Raw genomic sequence first — 23,178 nt, 5'->3', positions numbered from 1 at the left:
TTGTGGGTGAGTTGTTTGAAAGCCCATTAGACCTCAAAGGAGACCTCAATGATTTTTGATAAAGAAGATTACAAAGCATTTGACCCTGAACTATGGAACGCCATCGATGCTGAGGCAGAACGCCAACAAAATAATATTGAATTGATTGCCTCTGAAAACGTGGTTTCTAAAGCCGTTATGGCTGCTCAAGGAACGCTCTTGACTAACAAATACGCAGAAGGCTATCCAGGTAAACGTTACTATGGTGGTACAGCCGTTATTGATGTGGTTGAGACTCTTGCCATTGAACGTGCTAAGAAACTTTTTGGGGCAAAATTTGCTAACGTGCAACCTCACTCAGGTAGCCAAGCCAATGCTGCTGTTTACATGTCTTTAATCCAACCTGGTGATACAGTTATGGGGATGGATTTGTCAGCGGGTGGTCACTTGACACACGGTGCACCAGTTAGTTTCTCTGGTAAGACCTATAACTTTGTGTCTTACAATGTTGATAAGGAAAGTGAACTTCTTGATTATGATGCTATCCTTGCTCAAGCAAAAGAAGTGAGACCCAAACTTATCGTGGCAGGGGCTTCAGCATACTCACGTATCATTGATTTTGCTAAATTCCGTGAAATCGCTGATGCTGTAGGTGCTTACCTCATGGTAGATATGGCTCACATTGCAGGTCTTGTAGCCTCTGGTCATCATCCAAGTCCGGTTCCTTATGCACATGTGACAACTACAACAACCCACAAGACACTTCGTGGACCTCGTGGTGGTTTGATTTTGACTGATGATGAAGATATCGCTAAGAAATTGAATTCTGCGGTCTTCCCTGGTTTGCAAGGTGGCCCACTGGAACACGTTATTGCTGCCAAGGCTGTCGCTCTTAAAGAAGCACTTGACCCTGCCTTTAAGGAATACGGTGAAAATGTTATCAAGAATGCTGCTGCCATGGCGGACGTTTTCAACCAACATCCAGATTTCCGAGTAATCTCAGGTGGAACTAATAATCATCTCTTCTTGGTTGATGTTACTAAAGTTGTCGAAAATGGTAAGGTTGCGCAAAACGTTCTTGAAGAAGTAAATATTACTTTGAACAAAAATAGTATTCCTTATGAGCAGTTATCTCCATTCAAAACATCTGGTATTCGTGTCGGTAGTCCAGCAATTACAAGCCGTGGTATGGGTGAAGCTGAGAGCCGTCAGATTGCAGAGTGGATGGTTGAAGCTTTAGAAAATCACGATAAACCTGAAGTTTTGGAACGCATTCGTGGAGATGTTAAAGTTCTTACATATGCTTTCCCACTCTATTAATAAATTATGTTAGATCTATATATTAAACGCATTATCATTCATCAGTTTTCGCCAAATGATACGGAGCTGGTTTTGGCAGAATCACCTATTGAAATAACGCCACGTTTAGATGAGTATTTTAGAAAGAAACTCTCTAAGGTTTTTTCTGATGAGGCTAAACGAGGGTATTTCGATACAGAGAATGTTTTCATCAGTCATATAGGAAATGATTTGATGGAAAGTTCAGTCAAAATTTCCAAACTTTGGAAGGAAGAATTTGTCATTTCTGAAGATCAAAAGACCAATGATTTGGTCTTTATTCAGTTTGATAAAGAAGGTCAAGAATATTTTGCTTTCTTGCGCATTGCTCTTAAGGATAGTTTGGTTCATTCTTTGGGAAATAGTCAGCATCCTATTCAGTTGTCACAAAATAATCTGCCTTCTGCGGCCCAGACACCAGATGAAGCTTTGGTTATCAACCGTAGTAGTAAGCAGTATTATCTGATTGAAAAACGTATTAAGCATAATGGTAGTTTTGCCAATTATTTCTCTGAAAATCTGTTGCAGGTCCAACCTGAGCAGTCTGTTAAAAAATCGATTAAGATGGTTGAAGATACTGCTCAGAAGATTGCTGAGAATTTCAATCAGGATGACTTTAACTTCCAAGGAAAAATGAAATCTGCTATTTTCAATAATTTGGAAGAAGATCAAGAGTTGTCACCTGAAAAATTAGCGGACCAGCTCTTTGATAATAATTTGACTGCTCGTTTGACCTTCGTTGATGAGCTAAAAGAAGCTATTCCTGAACCCATTTCGGTTTCAGATATTGACCATTCTCGTCAAATTAAAAAATTGGAGAATCAAAAACTATCGTTATCAAATGGGATTGAGTTAATTGTGCCGAATAACGTTTATCAGGATGCTGATAGTGTTGAATTTATTCAAAATCCTGATGGCACCTACTCTATTCTCATCAAAAATATCGAGGATATCGTCAATAAATAATATGTTTAAATGGATAAGAAGTCTGGTGGTTTTTGTCGTAGTGTTCATAATAAGTATCCAATGCTATCGAATCCATGCCAATATCCAACATGTCCTAACTTATGAATCCCTGGTTAAGGAGGTCTTAGCAGAGGATGACATTAAAAATACAACTAGTGTCGATTTGGTTCTTGCTATGATTTACACAGAAACCAAGGGAAAGACAGACGACGTAATGCAGTCCAGTGAAAGTTCTACGGGGGTGACCAACTCCATTACAGATCAAAAAGAAAGTATCCGTCAGGGGGTGAGGGTGCTTTCGGATAATCTTGAAGCAGCTGTCCACCATAAGGTCGATCCTTGGACAGCAGTGCAAGCTTATAACTTTGGTAAGACCTATATTGATTATGTTGCTGATAACGGTGGTGTTAACACCGTTGAACTAGCAAATGCCTATTCTAAAGATGTCGTTGCTCCAAGTCTAGGAAACACTAGTGGGAAAACCTATACTTATTATCAACCTGTTGCCATGTATTATGGTGGGGGAAAACTTTATACAAATGGTGGAAATATTTATTACGCCAAAGAAGTGCAGTTGAATCTCTTTCTGATGCGAATATTCTCTCGTCTCTAAGAGTAACCACCTCCATTCTTAAGGAAAGACAAATGAAAGCATTATTAGTTTATTTCAAAGGATTTGTTAAAGATAGTATCCTGGGACCTGTTTTTAAATTAATCGAAGCTAGTTTCGAACTCTTAGTTCCTATGGTGATTGCTGGAATTGTCGATATAACTATTCCAAATAGAGACCAAAATCATCTGTTTATGATGATTTTTCTCTTGTTCGGACTTGCCGTGATTGGGGTTGTCGTTGCTATTTCAGCACAGTATTTTTCATCTAGGGCAGCAGTTGGCTATGCCCAAGCTTTAACAAATGATTTGTATGCAAAAATAATGCGATTGTCAAAGGAAAAGCGTGATGAGATAGGTACTTCAAGTTTGGTAACACGTTTGACTGGAGATACCTTTCAAATTCAAACAGGTATTAATCAGTTTTTAAGACTCTTTTTAAGGGCACCAATAATTGTGACGGGAGCCATTATTATGGCATTCCGTATCAGCCCACGTTTAACCTTATGGTTTATTGGTATGGTCTTGGTATTGTCTCTTATAATTGTACTAGCTAGTCGTATTGTCAATCCTCTGTATGCTAAGATTCGATTGATTAATGAATCAATTGTGACCAATACTCGTCAACAACTCGAGGGGATGAGGGTTATTCGTGCTTTTGGTCAGAGTGAGCGTGAATTAGATAACTTTACCACTGTCAATAAAGAGTTGAAGAAGTGGCAACTTAAAACAGGGGTGATATCAAGTCTCATTAGTCCTTTGACATTCTTGGTTGTTAATATGACCTTAATTGCTATACTTTGGCAAGGAAATGTGCAAATTCAAGGTGGTCTTTTGTCTCAAGGTATGCTAATCGCCTTGGTTAATTATCTTTTGCAGATTTTGGCGGAGCTCCTTAAATTAGCTATGATGTTGACGAATCTCAACCAAAGCTTTATTTCGGCAAAACGAGTCCAAGCTATCTTCAATCTTCAAGATGAGGATATTGAAGCGCCTTTAATAATTAAGAAACCAAATCAACCAAGCATAGCTCTTGAAATTGACAAGATGACTTTTACTTATCCTACAGCTAGTCAACCATCGCTACAAGAAATCGACTTTAAGACTTTTGAAGGTGAGTCTCTGGGGATTATTGGAGGTACAGGTTCGGGTAAATCGACCTTGGTCAATTTAATTATGAATCTTTATAAACCTCAGTTTGGTAGTTTGACTATCTTTAAGAATCAGTTGTCGCCGAATAATCTCAAAGAGTGGCGGTCTTGGGTTGCCTATGTCCCACAGAAAGCTGAGTTGTTTAGGGGAACCATTCGTTCAAACTTGTCATTGGGACTTGATTACGAACCAAGTGATCAAGAACTGTGGCATGCTCTTGACATGGCTCAGGCTTCTGATTTTGTAAGAGAAAAGGAGCTTGGCTTAGATGAGCCAGTGGAGTCTTTTGGCCGTAATTTTTCGGGTGGTCAGCGTCAGCGTCTTACTATTGCGCGTGCTTTGATGCGACCAGCACCATTCTTAATTTTGGATGATTCGACCTCGGCTTTAGATTATTTGACTGAAAGTCGTCTACTAGCGGCTATCAGAGAAAATCTTAAATCAACTAGTTTGATTATTATTTCACAGAGAACAAATAGCTTAAAAGCTGTTGATCAAATTTTGGTACTTGATAAGGGACATCAAGTTGGTCTTGGTAATCATGAAGAATTGCTTGTCACTAATAAAATCTATCAAGACATTCATTATTCTCAACATCAAAAGGTGGTCGCTGATGAAGGCTAGAAATAACAAGTCAACGCTTAAACGATTATGTAAAGATATCCTAAGTCAGCGTTACCTCTTTGCCTTAGCAACTGTTGGGACCATTGTTCAAGTTGCTTTGACTGTTTACTTCCCTATTTTGCTTGGCGATGCAGTAGATGCTGTTCTTAAGATGAATGCTGTCTTTTTGATGTCACGTTTGATTTGGCAGATGTTTTTGCTTATCTTAGCTAATAGTGCAATCCAGTGGCTTAACCCTTTGATTTATAATCGATTGATTTATTCTTATAGCGAAAGTTTACGTGAACGAGTCATGATGAAAATTCATGCTATTCCATTCAGTTATCTTGATCGTCAAGGAACTGGAGACATGGTTAGCCGTGTGACTACAGATAGTGACCAATTGAATAATGGTCTCCTTATGTTCTTTAATCAATTTTTCGTTGGACTTTTGACCATCTTTGTCATAATCATTACCATGGCTCGCTTAGACTGGTTCATGATGCTCTTAGTTCTAGTGATGACACCTTTATCAATGCTTGTGACTCGTTTCATTGCTAGGAAGAGTTATCAACTCTATCGCAATCAAACCAAGTGGAGAGGCAAACAGACTCAGCTGATCGAAGAAAGTCTAACTCAGGAAGCTCTGGTACAAATTCTAAATGCTCAAGACCAGATGGTTCGCAATTTTAATGAGGTTAATGGTAAGTATGCTAACTATTCACAGGGAGCCATCTTTTACTCGTCAGCGGTTAACCCAGCTACACGTTTTTTTAATAGCTTGCTTTACGCTCTCATTACAGGTGTTGGTGCCTATCGCATCATGTCGGGAGGCACATTTACAGTGGGACAATTGACTACCTTCCTAAACTATGTCACTCAGTATACCAAACCTTTTAATGATATTTCATCTGTCCTATCTGAACTTCAAAGTGCTTTAGCCTGTGCTGATCGTCTATATATGATTTTAGATGAAGATGAAATACCAGAAACGGGAAATGCGGTTTTGGACGAAGCAGAAGTTCAGGGACATTTTCAATTTGATCATGTTCAATTTGGCTATTTGCAAAATAAACCTCTTATCAAGGATTTGAGTATTGATATTCCTGCTGCGAGTACCGTTGCTATTGTTGGCCCAACAGGAGCAGGAAAATCTACTTTGATTAATCTTCTCATGCGTTTTTATGATTTGGATAAGGGTCAAATTTTGCTAGACGGTCGAGATATTACGTATTATACCCGTGAGAGTCTTCGCAAGCAGATTGGGATGGTTCTACAAGAAACTTGGCTTAAAGTAGCTACTATCCATGATAATATTGCCTATGGCAATCCAAAAGCTAGTCGAGAGGAAGTAGTTGCAGCAGCCAAAGCAGCTAATGCTGATTTCTTTATTAAACAATTACCTCTAGGCTATGACACTTTCTTGAGAGATGCAGGGCAATCTCTTTCACAAGGTCAACGTCAGTTACTAACTATTGCTCGTATATTTGTCAATGTTCCTAAAATTCTTATTTTGGATGAAGCAACATCAAGTATTGATACCCGTACGGAGCTCCTTATTCAAGAAGCTTTTGCTAAACTGATGAAAGGTCGGACGAGTTTCATTATTGCTCATAGATTATCTACCATTGAGAATGCAGACCTTATTTTGGTAATGAATAATGGTGATATCGTTGAACATGGAACACATAATCAATTAATGAGGACTAAGGGAATGTACTATCGTATGCAGACAGCCCAAAAAACACAAAATAATTAAAAATTTCAGAGCGTTTAGGCTCTGTTTTTTTTTTGCTATTAAATGTATTATTTATTAATGAAAGTAAGAGATGAAAAAGAAATGAAATTGATTTATTTTTTCTTTTTTATTGGAAAAAATACCGATAAGATGGTAAAATATAAAGGATGTTATATAAAAAAGGTATCAAAAATTAGAATGTTAAAACACAAAAATGTCCTCGTCTTTTTAGGACAAACTTTGCTTTATTTCGCCATTTTTATGGCCCTAATTTATCTCTACAATTACCTAGGACAAGGTCAAGGTAATTTTATCTATAACGAATTTTAGGAAGAATAATGACGAGTACAAAAATTAAAGATATGATTGAAACGATTGAGCAGTTTGCTCAATCACAACCCGACTTTCCTGTTTACAATATTTTAGGGGAAGTCCATACTTACGGCGATTTGAAAGCCGATTCGGATAGTTTAGCTGCTAAGATTGATAGCCTTGATATCCCAGAAAAATCACCTGTTGTAGTTTATGGCGGTCAAGAATATGAAATGTTGGCAACTTTCGTAGCTTTAACTAAATCTGGTCACGCCTATATACCAATTGATAGTCACTCAGCTCTTGAGCGCGTGACAGCTATTGTTGAAGTGGCAGAGCCGAGTCTGATTATTGCTATTAACGCCTTCCCACTAGAGGATGTTAAAGCATCAATCTTGACATTGGATCAAGTGAAGGAAAGTTTTGCTAACAAGACTACTTATGAAGTAACCCACCCTGTTAAAGGTGATGATACTTATTACATCATCTTCACATCAGGGACTACAGGTAAACCTAAAGGAGTTCAGATTTCGCATAATAACCTTCTTAGTTTCACCAACTGGATGATTACAGACAAGGAATTTGCGACTCCAAAACGTCCTCAAATGTTGGCTCAACCGCCTTATTCATTTGACCTATCAGTAATGTACTGGGCGCCAACTTTGGCACTTGGAGGAACACTCTATGCGCTTCCTTCAGCTATTACTCAGGACTTCAAGCAACTATTTGAAACTATCTTTTCACTTCCAATTGCCATTTGGACATCCACGCCATCATTTGCAGATATGGCAATGTTGTCTGAAGACTTCAATGCAGAGAAGATGCCAGAAATTACGCATTTCTATTTCGATGGGGAAGAGTTGACTGTCAAGACTGCTCAGAAACTCCGCCAACGTTTCCCAGAAGCACGTATTGTCAATGCTTATGGACCAACTGAGGCTACTGTTGCCTTGTCAGCAGTAGCGGTAACTGATGAGATGCTAGCTACTCTTAATCGTCTACCGATTGGTTATACCAAGGAAGATTCACCAACTTATATTATCGATGAAGACGGTAATATCCTTCCAAATGGTCAGCAGGGTGAAATTATCGTATCGGGTCCTGCAGTTTCAAAAGGTTATATGAATAATCCTGAAAAGACTGCGGAAGCCTTCTTCGAGTTTAATGGTCTACCTGCTTACCATACTGGTGATGTGGGTACTATGACTGATGAGGGTCTCCTTCTTTACAGTGGTCGTATGGACTTTCAGATTAAATTTAATGGTTTCCGTATTGAGTTAGAAGATGTTTCCCAAAACCTTAATAAGTCTAAGTATATCGATTCAGCAGTAGCTGTCCCACGTTATAACAAAGACCATAAGGTTCAGAACCTCTTGGCTTATGTGATTCTTAAGGATGGCGTACGTGACCAGTTTGAGCGTGACATCGATATTACTAAGGCTATCAAAGCTGACTTGGAAGATATCATGATGTCATACATGATGCCTACTAAGTTCCTCTATCGTGAGAGCTTGCCTCTTACACCAAATGGGAAAATTGATATCAAGGGACTCATCAGTGAGGTTAATAACCGATGATAGACTTCTTGAAACAGCTTCCCCATTTAGAACCCTACGGTAATCCTTTCTATTTCATCTATCTTGGAATAGCCTTATTACCAATCTTTATAGGTCTATTCTTTAAAAAGCGCTTTGCTATTTATGAATGCTTGGTAAGTATTACCTTTATCGTTCTTGCTCTGACAGGTACCCATGCTAGCCAAATCTTAGCTTTGCTTTTCTATATTGTCTGGCAAATCATCTGGGTATACTCATACAAACGTTATCGTAGTCAAAGGGATAATAAATGGGTCTTCTATTTGCACTCGTTTCTTGTTGTTCTTCCCTTGATTCTTGTTAAGGTAGAGCCTATCATTAACGGAACCCAGTCACTTTTAAACTTTCTCGGCATCTCTTATTTAACCTTCCGTGCGGTTGGTATGATTATCGAGATGCGTGATGGAGTTCTTAAAGAGTTCACACTAGGGGAATTCCTCCGCTTCATGCTCTTTATGCCGACCTTCACAAGTGGTCCCATTGATCGCTTCAAACGTTTTAATGAAGATTATCAGTCAATTCCTAATCGTGACGAGCTGCTGAACATGTTAGAGCAAGCTGTAAAATATATTATGCTTGGTTTTCTTTATAAGTTTGTTTTAGCTCAGATTTTCGGGAGTATGCTTTTACCACCATTAAAAGCACAAGCATTGAGCCAAGGCGGTATCTTTAATCTACCCACACTAGGTTTTATGTACGTTTATGGGTTTGATCTCTTCTTTGACTTTGCGGGTTACTCAATGTTTGCTCTCGCAGTTTCAAATCTAATGGGGATTAAGAGTCCTATTAACTTTGACAAACCGTTCATTTCCCGTGATATGAAGGAATTTTGGAATCGCTGGCATATGAGTCTGTCGTTTTGGTTCCGTGATTTTGTCTTTATGCGCTTAGTCATAGTACTCATGCGAAATAAGGTTTTCAAAAATCGTAACACCACATCGAATGTTGCTTATATCATCAATATGATGGTTATGGGATTTTGGCATGGGATTACTTGGTACTATATTGCTTATGGTATATTTCATGGTATTGGTCTAGGTATTAACGATGCTTGGTTACGTAAAAAGAAAACCATTAATAAAGATCGTAAAAAAGCAGGACTTAAGCCTCTTCCCGAAAATAAATGGACCAAGGCTTTGGGAATCTTTATCACATTTAATACAGTTATGCTATCATTCTTGATTTTCTCTGGATTCTTGAATGATCTCTGGTTCACTAAAAAATAAGTAAAGGAAATTTAAAAATGGATATAAAAGCAGAAGTCATTGAAATTATTGATGAACTGTTCATGGAAGATGTATCTGACATGATGGATGAAGACCTTTTTGATGCTGGTGTTCTTGATTCAATGGGAACTGTTGAACTTATCGTTGAATTGGAATCACGTTTTGATATTCGTGTCCCAGTTTCAGAATTTGGTCGTGATGATTGGAACACAGCTAATAAGATTGTTGAAGGGGTAACGGAGCTTCGCAATGCTTAAGCGTTTATGGCAGATTTTTGGTCCAGTAATTTGTGCCCTGGTTTTGGTAGTAGTAGTTATATATGCCTACCCACAAGGCAGAAAATATAGTTATGAGGCTGAAAAACGTAGTGCAGTAACGCTGACGAATGAGAACTTTAAAAGTCGGAAAAATAAAACTACCGCTCTTTCAGACCAGAATCATCGTTTTGTACCTTTCTTTGGGTCTAGTGAGTGGTTACGTTTTGATGCCCTTCATCCAGCTGTTTTAGCAGAGAAATACGACCGTAACTATCGCCCATACTTTATTGGACAACGTGGGTCAGCTTCTCTAAATCATTATTTGGGAATGCAACAAATGCTTCCAGAATTACAAAACGGTACAGCTGTGTACGTCTTGTCTCCGCAATGGTTCACTAAAAAAGGTTATAATTCTGCAGCTTTTCAGCAGTTCTTTAATAACGACCAACTTAGTAGTTTCCTAAGTCAAAATCAGACGGATGCAAATTCACAGTATGCTGCTAAACGTATCTTAGAGATGAAACCTGAGATAACGATGAAATCTCAACTTTCTAAAGTGGCCAAAGGACAAGATCTCAATACTGTCGATAAAACCTATATTCAATTCATGGCAGAGCTAAATAGGCGAGAAGATAGCTTGTTTAGCCCTTTAGCAGCGTCAAATAACGCTAATTATGACAAGAAGGTTCTTCCTTATCTTAAAGAGTTACCAGACCAATTCTCTTATGATGCCCTTGATCAGCTTGCTGTAAGAGATGCAGAAGCACATACCAAATCAAATGACTTTGGAATTGATGACCGTTTTTATAAGGAACGCTTATCTAAGAAGATTGGTAAACTTAAAGGTTTCCAGAAAAATCTTTCCTATGAAGTTTCTCAAGAATATGGTGATTTACAGCTGGTTCTTAATCAATTTGCCAAGTCAAATACAAATGTCATATTTGTCATTCCACCTGTTAATAGCAAGTGGATGGCTTATACTGGACTTAATCAGGACATGTATGATGCTACGGTTTCTAAAATCCGTTATCAATTGGAAAGTCAAGGATTTACCAATATTGCAGATTTCTCAAAAGATGGCGATCAACCTTACTTTATGCAAGACACTATTCATATGGGCTGGAAAGGTTGGGTAGCCTTTGACAGGGTCGTTGATTCTTTCGTTAGTAATCCAACACCTGCACCTAGCTATAAATTGAATGATCGCTTTTATAGTAAGGACTGGTCAGGATATACAGGAACTCCTAGTCAGTTTAATTAACATAAAGAAAAAAGCTCGATTTGTACTGACCCCAAAAAGTTAGACAACTAATTTATCCAAAGGATTTAGTTCTGTATTGCACAGAAATAAGTCCTTTTAGTTTTACCTTGATTAGTTTGTTATTGTAATAATCAATATAGTCTACAATAGCTTGTTTCAATTGCTCAAGTGAGTGAAACATCTTCTCGTAACCATAAAACATCTCAGACTTAAGAATGCCAAAGAAAGACTCCATCATACCATTGTCTGGACTATTTCCCTTACGTGACATGGACGGTTGGATCCCTTTATCCTCTAAAAATTGATGATAATACTGATGTTGGTATTGCCAACCTTGGTCGCTATGGAGAATTGTATTTTCATAATGCTCCTCTGTGAAGGACTGGTCTAACATAGATTTCACTTGTTCTAAGTTTGGTGAAGTTGAGAGATTATAAGCGATACGATAATTTCGCTGTTGAAACCATCTAAAACAGGCGATAAATACAATTTATGTGTGCTATTTGGAATGGCAAACTCTGTCACATCTGTATAGCACTTTTCCATTGGATTGGATGCTTCAAACTGCCGTTGAATAAGGTTATCTGCTTTCTTGCCAACTTCTCCTTGGTATGAAGAATACTTGCGTTTACGACGAATTTGGGAACTTAAACCAAGGAGCTTCATCAGACTTTGGACCTTCTTCTGGTTCACTACAAAACCACGATTCCTCAATTCAAGAGTTATTCGACGATATCCGTAATTTCCCTCATGTTCATCATAAATGGCTTGAATTTCCACTTTGATAGATTGATTTTTATCTACTTGATTCAGTTGCTTTAAGTGGTAATAATAGGTTGAACAAGCAAGTTTGATAATGTTTAGAAGGATATCTAAAGGAGACTCTGTTACTAATCCTTGAACAATTTCTGTTTTTCTTCTTGCTCCCTTTCGTCCCTCAATCGGAGTTCTCTCAACTTTTTTAGAATAGCATTCTCCGCTCTCAGGTACTCATTTTATGCTTGAAGTCGCTCTAGCTCTGTCATCTCTTCAGGTTTCTTCTTTGGCTTACTCCCCATTTTAGGTACTCTCCCTCTTCTTTTCTCAAGAAGAGTATACCCATTTTTCTTGTATTGTGCTATCCAATTAGGCAACATTCCACCACTTGAAAGACAATAATCAAGACTTACACTTTTTTTGTGAACGACCTTCAAGTAGCACTTTATCAATCATTTCTCGCTTTAATTTAGGAGAATAATAACGATTCTTTCCCTTTTTGATGATGTTTATTCCATAATGGTCAATTAATTTCACCATATATTTTAGACCAGAAAAGTTCACTCCAAATTGATTTGAAAGTCGTTTAAAGCTTTCTCCTTGATTTCTCAATTCATATATTTGAACTTTATCTTCATAAGTTAATTTCATAATAAAAACACCCCAAAAGTTAGATTTTTCTGTCTAACTTTTGGGGTGCAGTTCATTTAAAGCCTTTTTTGTTATAGAGCAATAATAGAATAATATTGCTCTTATTTTTTCATAGGTTACCTTTAGAAATTTAGAAAAAGGATTGGGAGTAAAACCTAGTCCTTTTTATCACTTTGAAGATTTGCAATACCTCATATCTTATTTGTTTTTAGTTAGAGCTTTTCGAATGAAATCTGCTGGTATAATCAATACAGCAATAAGAAGAGCAATGATATAGTGTTGAATATCCATCGGAACAGTACTAAATACTTTTCCACCAAATTGAATAATAAGGGTTTGAACAACAGCAATAGAAATCATAACGATTAAGAATTTCTTGTTTTTACCGATATGTTCAAAAATATTGAAGCCATTACTACGTGTATTAAATGAGTTGAAAATAACAGCATAGATAAATACTGTAAATGTAAAGGTTGTTACCATTTCAAAGTTACCAGTTCCATTTGTGATAAAGTCTTGGATACCACCAACATTTTTAAGAATGGCTAAACATACAAGAGTAATGAAGGCACTTGCAACTCCGATAGCGGATTTCATATAACCAGTAAGAATATTTGCTTTCTTAGCTACTGGTTTTTCGTTCATATAACGATCTAGCGCAGGCTCTTCACCAAAGGCAAGGGCAGCAAGTGTGTCCATGATAAGGTTAACCCAGAGAATTTGGATGATTGTAAACGGCTCTTTGAGACCCAAAAGTGGCGAGAGAAGTGACATGGCAATAGTTGTTACGTTAACAGTTAATTGGAAGATGATAAATTTACTTACTGACTTACTCATGGTGCGTCCATAGAGAACAGCTTTCTCAATAGAAGTCAATGAGTTGTTTAAGATAACGATATCTGAGGCTTCACGTGCGACTTCAGTACCGTCACCCATTGAGAAACCAACATCAGCTGATTTAAGGGCTGGTGAGTCATTGACCCCATCACCCGTCATACCAGCTACCATATCGAGTTCTTGAGCTGCCTCAATAAGACGTTTTTTATCCATTGGAAGGGCACGACTTACCACTTTTAAGTGAGGCAATTGTTGTTTAAGTTCTTGATCTGAGAGGGCAGAAAGTTCATCGTGAGTAAGGACAAGGTCATTTTCTCCAGTGACGATACCTGCTTCTTTAGCGATAGCAACAGCGGTTTCTTTACGGTCACCGGTTACCATAACTACTTGAACACCCGCACGGTTCATTGTCTCAACGGTTTGTTTAATTGAAGAGCGAACGTTATCACGGATACATACGATACCAATCAAGACTTTATCATTACCATCTGTATTGAGGATGGCAAGCAAACGCATTGAACGGTTAGCTTGTTCCAATGATAACTCTTGAAAACGAGCTTTAATATCATCTGTAAAGTTTTGTTTATGACCATCTTTATCAAGATAGTAGTAGCAGTCATTTAGGATAAATTCTGGAGCACCTTTGATGTAGGTTTTTCCATCGTTAGTCGTTACACTTGCGAATTTTGTTGCTGAGTTGAATTGTTGCTTCTCAGTAATAGTATTAGTATCGAAATCAAGTTGAGAACGTCCAATCAAGAAGTCAAGAAGTGCACGGTCAGTAGCATTACTACCAACAGCATTGCCATCAGCAACCATGGCATCGTTATTAAGACCGATACCATTAATCATTTCAGCTTTAAGACTATCTGACATCGTATCAAAATCTGGAGCATCGGTTTCACCAGTAGCTGCATAAAGTGTTCCATCCCCAAGGAAGAAGTCAACTACAGATAGTTTACCTTCTGTGATTGTACCAGTCTTATCACTGAAGAGAATATTCATGTATCCAGCAGTTTCAATAGTATCAGGATGGCGGACTAGAATATTTTGAGCTAAAAGTCGACCTGAGTTCATTGAGGAAACGAGTGCTAACATCATTGGAAGTCCTTCTGGGACAGCCATGATGATGATTGTAACCGCAAAGAGAATTGTTTCAATGATAAGAAGGAAAATCGAGCCACCATTGAGGTTGTTAGCTTTATTTAGGGAAATAAAGCCTAATACAAGGTTGATTACTGAATAGGCAGCACCTGCACTATAACCGAGGACCCCGATGTTTCTTGCAAGCTTGTTAAGTTTTTCTTTAGATGGTGAATTTTTACTATCTTCTTGAAGAGACGTATTGATACTTCCTAAAACGGTGTTATCACCAATTTGTGTAGCTTCAATCACAGCTTCATCTGAAGTTACGACTGTACCACGGAAGACCTTAAACTCTGTAAAGAGGTCTGAAGAATCTGGCTCTTCTCGGTCACCAAGAGGAAGTTTTGTGGCATCCTCGCTTTCACCATTTAAGACAGCTTGGTTTACTTTTAATTTACCTTCCAAGATGATACCGTCAACTGGAATCTTGTCCCCTGATTGAAGGAGAATTTGATCCCCTTTTACAATATCATCCACGAGAATCTCTTTAAGTTTACCATCTCGATAAACCTTAGCATTAGTTTTTGAAGCCTCCTCTTGGAGAATATTGAATTTTTGCTCATTACGGTATTGAGAGACTGCTGAGAACCCTGTAGACATCAAAATGGCAAAAATTAGTGAGATAGCCTCATACCAATTAGCCTCCCCAATAGCAGGAAAAATCATTGCAACAAAGTTGAAGATGATTTTTAATCCTAAGGCAGCCAAGAGGATGAGAATCCATTGATCCTGGAAGGCTTCAATAAAAATTGAAAGCAGCGAGTTAGCCTCTTTACTAGAGAGCCTATTATCGCCATGAGCGTTTTTACTTGCTTGAACTTCTGCAGAAGTCAAGCCTTTAAATTTTTTCATTAAACGTATTTATCCTTTCTAGAATGTTCAAAAATTTAAAACCTAATAGAAGCAATAATTTTAATAACTGTCAGTAAGTATTATACTTTATTTTACTATTAAATTGTGATTTTTTATCAAGAGAAGTAGTGATTGATTTCTAGAAAATGAAATTTCACAATTTTAAATCCATATTTTAGAAATCTACCCTCAATTCATACAACCCTCTCACAGCATTACAGCCATAGATGGCTTGAGCCTGTTTTAAATCTTCCAGAGTCAAAACTTTCTCTGTGACCTGATTATTAGCAATGAGGCTTTGTCTGTAAATACCGTTTAAAAGACCGAGGTGAACAGGTGGAGTGTAGAGTTGGTCCTTGATTTTAAGAACGAGGTTACCGATAGAAGTTTCTAAAAGTTCTTTCTTTTGATTATAGTAGATTTGCTCATGAGGTCCTAGACTAATGTGTGGTCGATAACTTGTTTTAAAGTAGGTATAGGGGTTATTCAAAGGATGTGTTTGCTTAAGTAATCTTGCTTGACAAAAATCATCGTCTAATTCTGTTAAATGGGCATGTTCAAAAGTAAGTTTACCATCTTTTGCAAGGGAGAATTTAAGACGGTAGTCTGTGTCAAAATCAAGGGACTGACACAAATCTTCGACTTGATTTTGAACTTCTTCTTTATTGAAAGGATAAGCAAAGTAGCGACTGGACTCTTGTAGACGATTGAGATGTTCTTTAAGATGGAGTAGTTTACCTTGATGAATCCGTCCAGTTGAGATAAGATCAAATCTAGGATTTTGACGGTATAGAATAGCTGATTTTTGCTTTGTTTCTTCATATTCAGCTTCCCATTTGCTGTCCCAGGTGATTCCACCTCCTACTCCATATATAGCCTTGTTTCCCTGTATTTGAAGTGTTCGGATGGCTACGTTGAAAATAGTTGGTCCATTAGGTAGCAAGATACCAATGGCTCCACAATAGACGCCTCGAGCTTGTTTTTCGACGTTTTTAATAATTGCCATAGTAGCTATTTTTGGTGCTCCTGTAATAGATCCACAAGGAAAAAGGGCTTGGAAGATATCATCCAAACGACTGTTTGGTAGGAGTTGCGTCTCAATAGTTGAAGTCAATTGCCAAACAGTAGAGTATTGTTCAACCTGGCAAAGTCTTTTTACATTTTCACTCCCTATTTTTGAAATACGATTCATGTCATTTCTAAGAAGATCTACAATCATCATATTTTCAGAGCGATTTTTCTGATCATGAGCAAGCCATTGTGCTTGTTTAAGGTCAGTTTCAGTTGTCAAGCCACGATTTGTTGTCCCTTTCATAGGACGTGTGGTCAATATATCACCATCTTTTTTAAAGAAGAGTTCAGGACTTATGGAAATGATGGAGACATCATCATGTTGAATAAAGGCATTGTAATGTGCATTTTGCTCAACAACCAATCGGTTGTAGATGGAAAATGGATCAGCTGTTATGTTCTGTTGAAGTTGGACGGTAAAATTGACCTGGTAGGTGTTTCCTTGACGAATATGGTGGTGTATATGCTCAATAGCAGCCTTGTATTCCTCTGCAGAAGTTAGTTCTTGCCAAGATTCTGGTAAGGGAACAGGCTCATAGGCAAGAGGGATAGACTCTGTTTGAACAGTGTCGTGAATAGTAAAATAGAGAAGATACTCTGACATTAATGGGCTATCAAAAATTTGAAATTTAGGTTCAAAGGCCTGAGAAGCTTCATAGGCTACATAGCCTACAGCAAAATAGCCTTTTTCTTGATAGGCTTCTATTTGATTTATAAGTGATTTAACTTCCTTAATGTCTTTGGTTTTTATCTCTTTTGTGGCGTGAGTGAAGATTTGTCTGACGCCAAGTTCTTTAAAATCAATAACGGTTTTCTCATGCATACATAGAGTATAACATAAGAAGATAGCCTCTGGTTCTTTTTCATGATTTAATTTTCTTTCTTAAAATTTTAACGAAAAATGAACTTTTCAGATAGTTTTACATATGTTATAATGATATGAACTAAAAGAAAATTTTAGAGGGAAATATGACTAAAAAAAATAAATTTGAGAAAGGGAACAGTAGTCTTTCAAATAAAAAATTGAAAAAAGTGACTTCCAAGCGGAATTCTTGGAAACATCAAATGTACGAGCTTGAGATTGCCATTGCAAAAGAGTCAAGCAATAAAAAGAGAGACGAGCTTATAAAACTTCATAATGGCTATATGAGTGAGTATGATAGTTTAAAGAAGCAAATCATTTGGTTAGCAGTATTGGGAATATGTTTCCTAGTGGTCTTGGTGATTTTGGGCTATTTTATATGGAATAGCTATAACAGTGAGAACATGTCCTATACGTCTTCTTGGCTTCAAGAACGAGTTTAAGATTTAGTTTTGATTAAAACGCCTTATTTTATGACTTTACTACGCAATAGTGAACATAGATGAGTTGATTACTAAATATTAAAGAAGAAAAAGTAAGATATATCTCTAGACAAAAGTCTAGAGGTTTTTTTTGATAAAAATGACCTTATCATCTCCCTATATAGTTATTAGCTATACAAATATCTAATTAAAAATAAGACAACGAGACCAGAAATCCTTTATTTTATAGGATATAGTTTAAAACTATATATATTGAAAACTGATAACAATTATACAGATATTTATTTCTTTGGTAAGATTAAATCAACAACAAAGAGGAGGACACAAGATGTCAACTACTATCATTGGTTTCCCACGTTTGGGTGAATTCCGAGAATTAAAATTTACTACAGAAAAATATTTTAGAAATGAAATTACTGCAGACGAACTTTTAGCGGCTGCTAAAGATTTGCGTGCAAAACACTGGAATATTGTTAAAGAAAAAGGTATTACTGAAATTCCTTCAAATGACTTTTCTCATTACGATAACTTCCTTGATGCGGCCTTCCTTTTCAACGTAGTTCCTGAGTCTGTGAAAAACTTGGATTTGACTGAATTGGAACAATACTTTGCTTTGGCACGTGGTTACCAAGGTGAAAAGGGGGATGTGCGTGCTCTTCCAATGAAGAAATGGTTCAACACCAACTACCATTACATCGTTCCAAAATTTGAAAAAACAACAGCAGTAAAATTGGCTGGTCACAAGATTTTTGATGAGTACCAAGAAGCCAAAGACTTGGGTCTGGATACTCGCCCAGTTGTGGTTGGACCATTCACTTTCCTTCAATTGTCTGATTTCGAAGATGGTGTGAAAGCAGAAGACTTCGTCGATAGCTTTATTGCTGCCTACCAAGATGTCTTTGCAAAATTGGCTGAACTTGGTGCTACTCGTATCCAACTTGATGAACCAGCACTTGTTAAAGATTTGACTGCTGACGAAAAAGCACTCTTCTTGAATCTGTACAATAAAATCTTGGCTGACAAGAAAGGCCTTGAGGTCTTGATTCAAACTTACTTTGGTGATGTTCGTGATGTATACAATGATCTTGTAAACTTGCCAGTAGATGCTATCGGTCTTGACTTTGTCGAAGGTAAGAAGACGCTTGAACTTGTCAAAGGTGGATTCCCAGCTGACAAGACTCTCTATGCAGGTATTGTCAATGGTAAAAACATCTGGCGCAACAACTACGAAAAGAGCTTGGCTGTTCTTGAACAAATTCCAGCTGAAAAAATCGTATTGACAAGCTCATGCTCACTTCTTCATGTGCCATTTACGACTGCTAATGAAGAATTTGAACCAGCAATCTTGAACCACTTTGCTTTTGCCGTTGAAAAATTAGATGAACTTCGTGATTTGGATGCTATCCGTAATGGTCAAGGTGCTGAATCACTTGCTGCTAACAAAGAGCTCTTTGCTATTGAACGTGTTGGTGCAAATGCTGAACTTCGTGCTCGTATTGCAGGTTTGACAGAAGCAGATTACACACGTTTACCGGCTTTCGCAGAACGTGAAGCCATTCAAAAGGATGCCTTCAAACTTCCATTGCTTCCGACAACAACTATCGGTTCATTCCCTCAAACTAAGGAAGTTCGTGCCAAACGTTTGGCTTTCCGTAAGAATGAATTGTCTCAGGAAGAATATGATGCCTTTCTTGCTGAAATTATAGATGAATGGATTAAATGGCAAGAAGAAGTTGGCTTTGACGTCCTTGTACATGGTGAGTTTGAACGTAATGACATGGTTGAGTACTTCGGTCAAAACTTGTCTGGGTACCTCTTCTCTAAAAATGGTTGGGTGCAATCATATGGTATGCGTGGGGTGAAACCACCAATCATCTGGGGTGATGTCACTCGTCTTAATCCAATCACTGTAAAATGGTCTAGCTACGCACAAAGCCGTACTGACAAGCCTGTTAAAGGTATGTTGACTGGTCCAGTTACAATCCTCAATTGGTCATTCCCACGTGAAGATATCTCTATTAAAGATTCAACTCTTCAAATCGCTCTTGCTATCAAGGAAGAAGTGCTTGACCTCGAAGCTGCAGGCATTAAGATTATCCAAATCGATGAGGCTGCTCTTCGTGAAAAATTGCCACTCCGTCGTAGTGACTGGTACGAAGACTACCTTGACTGGGCTATTCCAGCCTTCCGTTTGGTACACTCAACAGTAGCACCAGACACACAAATCCACACACACATGTGTTACTCAGAATTTACAGATATCATTCCAGCTATCGACAACTTGGATGCAGATGTTATCTCTTTTGAAGCTAGTCGTTCAAACCTTGAAATTTTGGATGAACTTAAAGCACAAAACTTCCAAACAGAAGTTGGACCTGGAGTTTATGATATCCACTCACCTCGTGTCCCACAAGACGGTGAAATTGACCACACTATCGAAGCGATCTTGGCTAAAATTCCAAGTAGTAAAGTATGGATCAACCCTGACTGTGGTTTGAAGACTCGTGGTATTAAAGAAACTAAAGAAAGCTTAATCAAGCTTGTAGAAGCAGCAAAAGCGGCTCGCAAAAACTTGTAAGTAGAAGTTATAATACCTTGAAAAGCTTCTTTCCTATATGTAGAAGGTTTTCAATAGTGAATAATTTTCTAAAGATTTTTGTAATCAAGCTAGATGCAAAATGTGATCAATAATTCCTACGAGTTTACTTGACACTAATAAAAATGCTTTTGTCTCAACAAAAATCTAAAACGAAGAAGGTAAAACTTATGACAAGCCAAACACCATCCCTCTCTTTTGAAGTCTTTCCACCTAATCCAGCCGTAGGCAATGAGAAAATCTTGCTTGCCCTTGATGACATGAAAGGATCGGCACCCCATTTTATCAGTGTAACAGCTAGTAATAACAAATATAATATCAAAGAGACAACGGTTCCTTTGGCAGACCATATTCAAAATGACCTGGCTATTCCTACTATTGCTCACCTTCCAGCAATCTATTTGAGCAAAGAAAAGGTAGCTGATACTTTGCGAGAATTAGATGCTGTTGGAGTAAATCGTATCCTGGCACTTCGTGGTGACATCATTCCTGGGGTCGAACCTTTAAAAGACTTCAGATATGCAACTGATTTGATTGAGTTTATCAAGGCAGAAGCTCCTAACTTTGATATCATTGGTGCTTGTTATCCTGAAGGTCATCCTGATTCACCAAATCAAATCTCTGATATTCAAAATCTTAAGAAGAAAGTAGATGCAGGTTGTTCAAGTCTTGTAACCCAACTCTTCTTTGATAATGAACGCTTCTACGATTTCCAAGATAAATGTACTCTTGCTGGCATTGATGTGCCTATCCATGCTGGTATTATGCCTATTTTGAATCGTAACCAAGCCCTACGTTTACTTAAGACGTGTGAAAATATCCATTTGCCACGTAAATTCCGTGCTATTTTGGATAAGTATGAGCATGATCCTGAATCTCTGAGAGCTGCCGGTCTAGCTTATGCTGTTGACCAAATCGTGGATTTGGTTACACAAGACGTTGCTGGAGTTCACCTTTATACGATGAATAATGCAGAGACTGCACGTCATATTTACGAAGCTACTCACTCCTTGTTTAAGCATCATTCACAAGTCGGCGCACTGTAATTGAATAATAGAAAAACCACCTATATATTTAATCTATAGGTGGTTTCTTGGTGTAGCAGCGAAAGATTGTAATTACTTATGTGGGGCATTATTATCATGTATCAAAAAAGACCTAGAGCTTAGCTCTAAGTCAAAAGTACTATTCACCTACAAAAGCATTGATTTCTGCTTCGATGTTAGCAATTTTTTCTTTAGCATCTGCTTCAGTTTCTCCAACTGTTGCAATGTAAAATTTGATTTTTGGTTCTGTACCTGAAGGACGAACGGCAAACCATGAATCATCAGCCAAGATGTATTTCAAAACGTTACTTGGAGGAGTTGTCAATTTTTCTACGCCGTCAGCAGTAGTAGCTGTTTGTTCCAAGAAGTCTTCTGTTTTAGCAATATCAGTGTTGTTGAATTGTTTAGGAGCATTGCGACGGAATTTGTCCATGATTTTCTTGATTTCTGCAGCACCATCAACACCTGAAAGCGTAACTGAAATTGTCTTTTCTGAGAAGTAACCATATTGTTTGTAGATTTCCTCGATACCATCTGCCAATGTCATACCACGTGAACGGTAGTAAGCAGCAATTTCTGCAATGATAAGAACGGCTTGGATAGCGTCTTTATCGCGTACAAATGGTTTGATGAGGTAACCGAAGCTTTCTTCAAAACCAAACATGTAAGTGTAATTGTGTTGTGTTTCAAATTCATGAATCTTTTCACCGATAAATTTGAAGCCAGTCAAGACATTAAACATTGTTGCGCCGTAGCTTTCTGCGATCTTAGTAACTAATTCAGTTGATACGATTGATTTACAAAGGGCAGCATTAGCAGGGAGAGTACCAGCTGTTTTGTGAGCTTCAAGGATATATTTGGCGATGATAGCACCAATTTGGTTACCAGAAAGGTTGAGGTATGAACCATCTGGTTGGCGGATTTCAACGCCAAGACGGTCCGCGTCAGGGTCAGTTGCAACCAATACGTCGGCATCTACATTACGACCGAGTTCTTCAGCAAGAGCAAAGGCATCTTGGTTTTCTGGGTTAGGAGATTTAACAGTTGAGAAGTCATCATGAGGAACCGCTTGAGCTTCAACGACTTGAACAGCATCAAACCCAGCTTGAGCAAGGGCACGGCGAGCCAACATTTCACCAGTACCATGAAGTGGAGTATATACAATCTTCATGTCACGACCATACTCATTAATCAAGTCCTGGTTGATGTTAACGTCTTTAACTTCTTTTAGGTATTCAGCATCAACATTTTCACCGATGATTTCGATGAGACCGCTAGCCTTGCTGTCTTCGAGGTCAGCTAATTTGACAGTGAAAGGATTATCAATAGCACGGATGTAATCTGTCAATGCATCGGCATCAGCGGGTGGCATTTGTCCACCGTCTTCACCATAAACTTTGTATCCGTTAAATGGAGCTGGATTGTGGCTAGCAGTTATCATGATACCAGCAAATGTGTGGAGATGACGTACTGCGAATGATAATTCAGGAGTTGGACGAAGGCTCTCGAACACATAAGATTTAATACCATGAGCTGCTAAAACTTGCGCAGATTCAAAAGCAAACTCAGGAGAGAAACGACGGCTGTCATAAGCGATAGCAACACCACGTTTTTTAGCTTCCTCACCTTTTGAGTCGATCAATTGCGCCAAACCTTCGGTTGCTTGACGAACAACATAAATGTTAATACGGTTGGTACCAGCGCCGATTAAACCACGCATACCAGCTGTACCGAATTCAAGATTAGTATAGAAGGCATCTTCTTTAGTTTTTTTATCCATAGAAACCAACTCATCACGAAGATAAGCAGGCAATTCAGCAAAATCGAGCCATTTTTGATAATTTTCAGTGTAAGACATATCAATCTCCTTTATATTTTTAAA

The 23,178-nt window shown here is 38.0% G+C and carries 16 protein-coding genes and 1 pseudogene; 13 read left to right on the top strand and 4 right to left on the bottom strand.

The window, feature by feature from the left end; all coding sequences use genetic code 11:
- Positions 1–48 precede the first annotated feature (48 nt).
- The 10 genes from glyA (at position 49) to dltD (ending at position 11,036) form a co-directional block, all read left to right on the top strand.
- A complete protein-coding gene (gene glyA, locus NST05_RS07165; RefSeq protein ID WP_111679543.1) occupies positions 49–1,299 on the top strand; it encodes a serine hydroxymethyltransferase in 1,251 nt (416 codons plus the stop codon).
- A 6-nt stretch (positions 1,300–1,305) separates the two neighbouring features.
- Positions 1,306–2,283, top strand: a complete 978-nt coding sequence (locus tag NST05_RS07160) for a nucleoid-associated protein (RefSeq protein ID WP_014608183.1) — start codon at positions 1,306–1,308, stop codon at positions 2,281–2,283.
- 1 nt (position 2,284) lies between these two features.
- Complete coding sequence (locus NST05_RS07155; protein ID WP_041827329.1) at positions 2,285–2,896, top strand: lysozyme family protein; 612 nt, start codon at positions 2,285–2,287, stop codon at positions 2,894–2,896.
- Positions 2,897–2,928: 32 nt separating this feature from the next.
- Entirely contained in the window at positions 2,929–4,668 is a 1,740-nt protein-coding gene (locus NST05_RS07150) for an ABC transporter ATP-binding protein (protein WP_011681019.1), read from the top strand.
- Positions 4,658–6,406, top strand: coding sequence for an ABC transporter ATP-binding protein (locus NST05_RS07145; protein WP_011681020.1), 1,749 nt, complete (start codon positions 4,658–4,660; stop codon positions 6,404–6,406). The genes NST05_RS07150 and NST05_RS07145 overlap by 11 nt, the downstream gene beginning before the upstream one ends.
- Positions 6,407–6,583: 177 nt before the next feature.
- Positions 6,584–6,715 carry a teichoic acid D-Ala incorporation-associated protein DltX gene (locus tag NST05_RS07140; protein WP_002885174.1) on the top strand — a complete coding sequence of 44 codons (132 nt, stop codon included), beginning with the start codon at positions 6,584–6,586 and terminating at the stop codon, positions 6,713–6,715.
- Between the two features lie 8 nt (positions 6,716–6,723).
- Entirely contained in the window at positions 6,724–8,274 is a 1,551-nt protein-coding gene (gene dltA, locus NST05_RS07135) for a D-alanine--poly(phosphoribitol) ligase subunit DltA (protein WP_011681022.1), read from the top strand.
- Complete coding sequence (gene dltB / locus NST05_RS07130) at positions 8,271–9,518, top strand: D-alanyl-lipoteichoic acid biosynthesis protein DltB (RefSeq protein WP_084828728.1); 1,248 nt, start codon at positions 8,271–8,273, stop codon at positions 9,516–9,518. The genes dltA and dltB overlap by 4 nt, the downstream gene beginning before the upstream one ends.
- 17 nt (positions 9,519–9,535) lie before the next feature.
- On the top strand, positions 9,536–9,775 hold the full coding sequence (dltC, locus tag NST05_RS07125) for a D-alanine--poly(phosphoribitol) ligase subunit DltC (protein ID WP_084828729.1): 240 nt from the start codon (positions 9,536–9,538) through the stop codon (positions 9,773–9,775).
- Complete coding sequence (dltD, locus tag NST05_RS07120; protein WP_084828730.1) at positions 9,768–11,036, top strand: D-alanyl-lipoteichoic acid biosynthesis protein DltD; 1,269 nt, start codon at positions 9,768–9,770, stop codon at positions 11,034–11,036. The genes dltC and dltD overlap by 8 nt, the downstream gene beginning before the upstream one ends.
- A 52-nt stretch (positions 11,037–11,088) precedes the next feature.
- Here dltD and NST05_RS07115 read toward each other — a convergent pair.
- The 3 genes and pseudogenes from NST05_RS07115 to pabB all read right to left on the bottom strand — a co-directional run bounded on the left by NST05_RS07115 (position 11,089) and on the right by pabB (position 17,172).
- Positions 11,089–12,443 (bottom strand): annotated as a pseudogene (locus tag NST05_RS07115) (IS3 family transposase).
- 198 nt (positions 12,444–12,641) lie between these two features.
- Complete coding sequence (locus NST05_RS07110) at positions 12,642–15,278, bottom strand: calcium-translocating P-type ATPase, PMCA-type (RefSeq protein WP_084828731.1); 2,637 nt, start codon at positions 15,276–15,278, stop codon at positions 12,642–12,644.
- A 175-nt stretch (positions 15,279–15,453) separates the two neighbouring features.
- Positions 15,454–17,172 carry an aminodeoxychorismate synthase component I gene (gene pabB / locus NST05_RS07105; protein WP_340742955.1) on the bottom strand — a complete coding sequence of 573 codons (1,719 nt, stop codon included), beginning with the start codon at positions 17,170–17,172 and terminating at the stop codon, positions 15,454–15,456.
- Between the two features lie 146 nt (positions 17,173–17,318).
- Here pabB and NST05_RS07100 point away from each other — a divergent pair, with 146 nt between their 5' ends.
- The 3 genes from NST05_RS07100 (at position 17,319) to metF (ending at position 21,296) form a co-directional block, all read left to right on the top strand.
- Positions 17,319–17,654, top strand: a complete 336-nt coding sequence (locus NST05_RS07100; protein WP_002948199.1) for a hypothetical protein — start codon at positions 17,319–17,321, stop codon at positions 17,652–17,654.
- A gap of 328 nt (positions 17,655–17,982) precedes the next feature.
- Positions 17,983–20,232, top strand: coding sequence for a 5-methyltetrahydropteroyltriglutamate--homocysteine S-methyltransferase (gene metE, locus NST05_RS07095; protein ID WP_084828739.1), 2,250 nt, complete (start codon positions 17,983–17,985; stop codon positions 20,230–20,232).
- Positions 20,233–20,420: 188 nt separating this feature from the next.
- The gene (gene metF / locus NST05_RS07090) at positions 20,421–21,296 is read left to right on the top strand and encodes a methylenetetrahydrofolate reductase [NAD(P)H] (RefSeq protein ID WP_084829212.1); all 876 of its coding nucleotides are present in this window, start codon (positions 20,421–20,423) and stop codon (positions 21,294–21,296) included.
- Between the two features lie 139 nt (positions 21,297–21,435).
- Here metF and NST05_RS07085 read toward each other — a convergent pair whose 3' ends face one another.
- On the bottom strand, positions 21,436–23,154 hold the full coding sequence (locus NST05_RS07085; protein WP_100262422.1) for a phospho-sugar mutase: 1,719 nt from the start codon (positions 23,152–23,154) through the stop codon (positions 21,436–21,438).
- Positions 23,155–23,178 lie beyond the last annotated feature (24 nt).

The organism is Streptococcus sp. FSL E2-3494 (genome assembly GCF_038007085.1).
GTDB classification, from domain to species: Bacteria; Bacillota; Bacilli; order Lactobacillales; family Streptococcaceae; genus Streptococcus; species Streptococcus thermophilus.
Note: the sequence above shows the minus strand (reverse complement) of the source record. Positions and strands in the feature narration are given on the sequence as shown.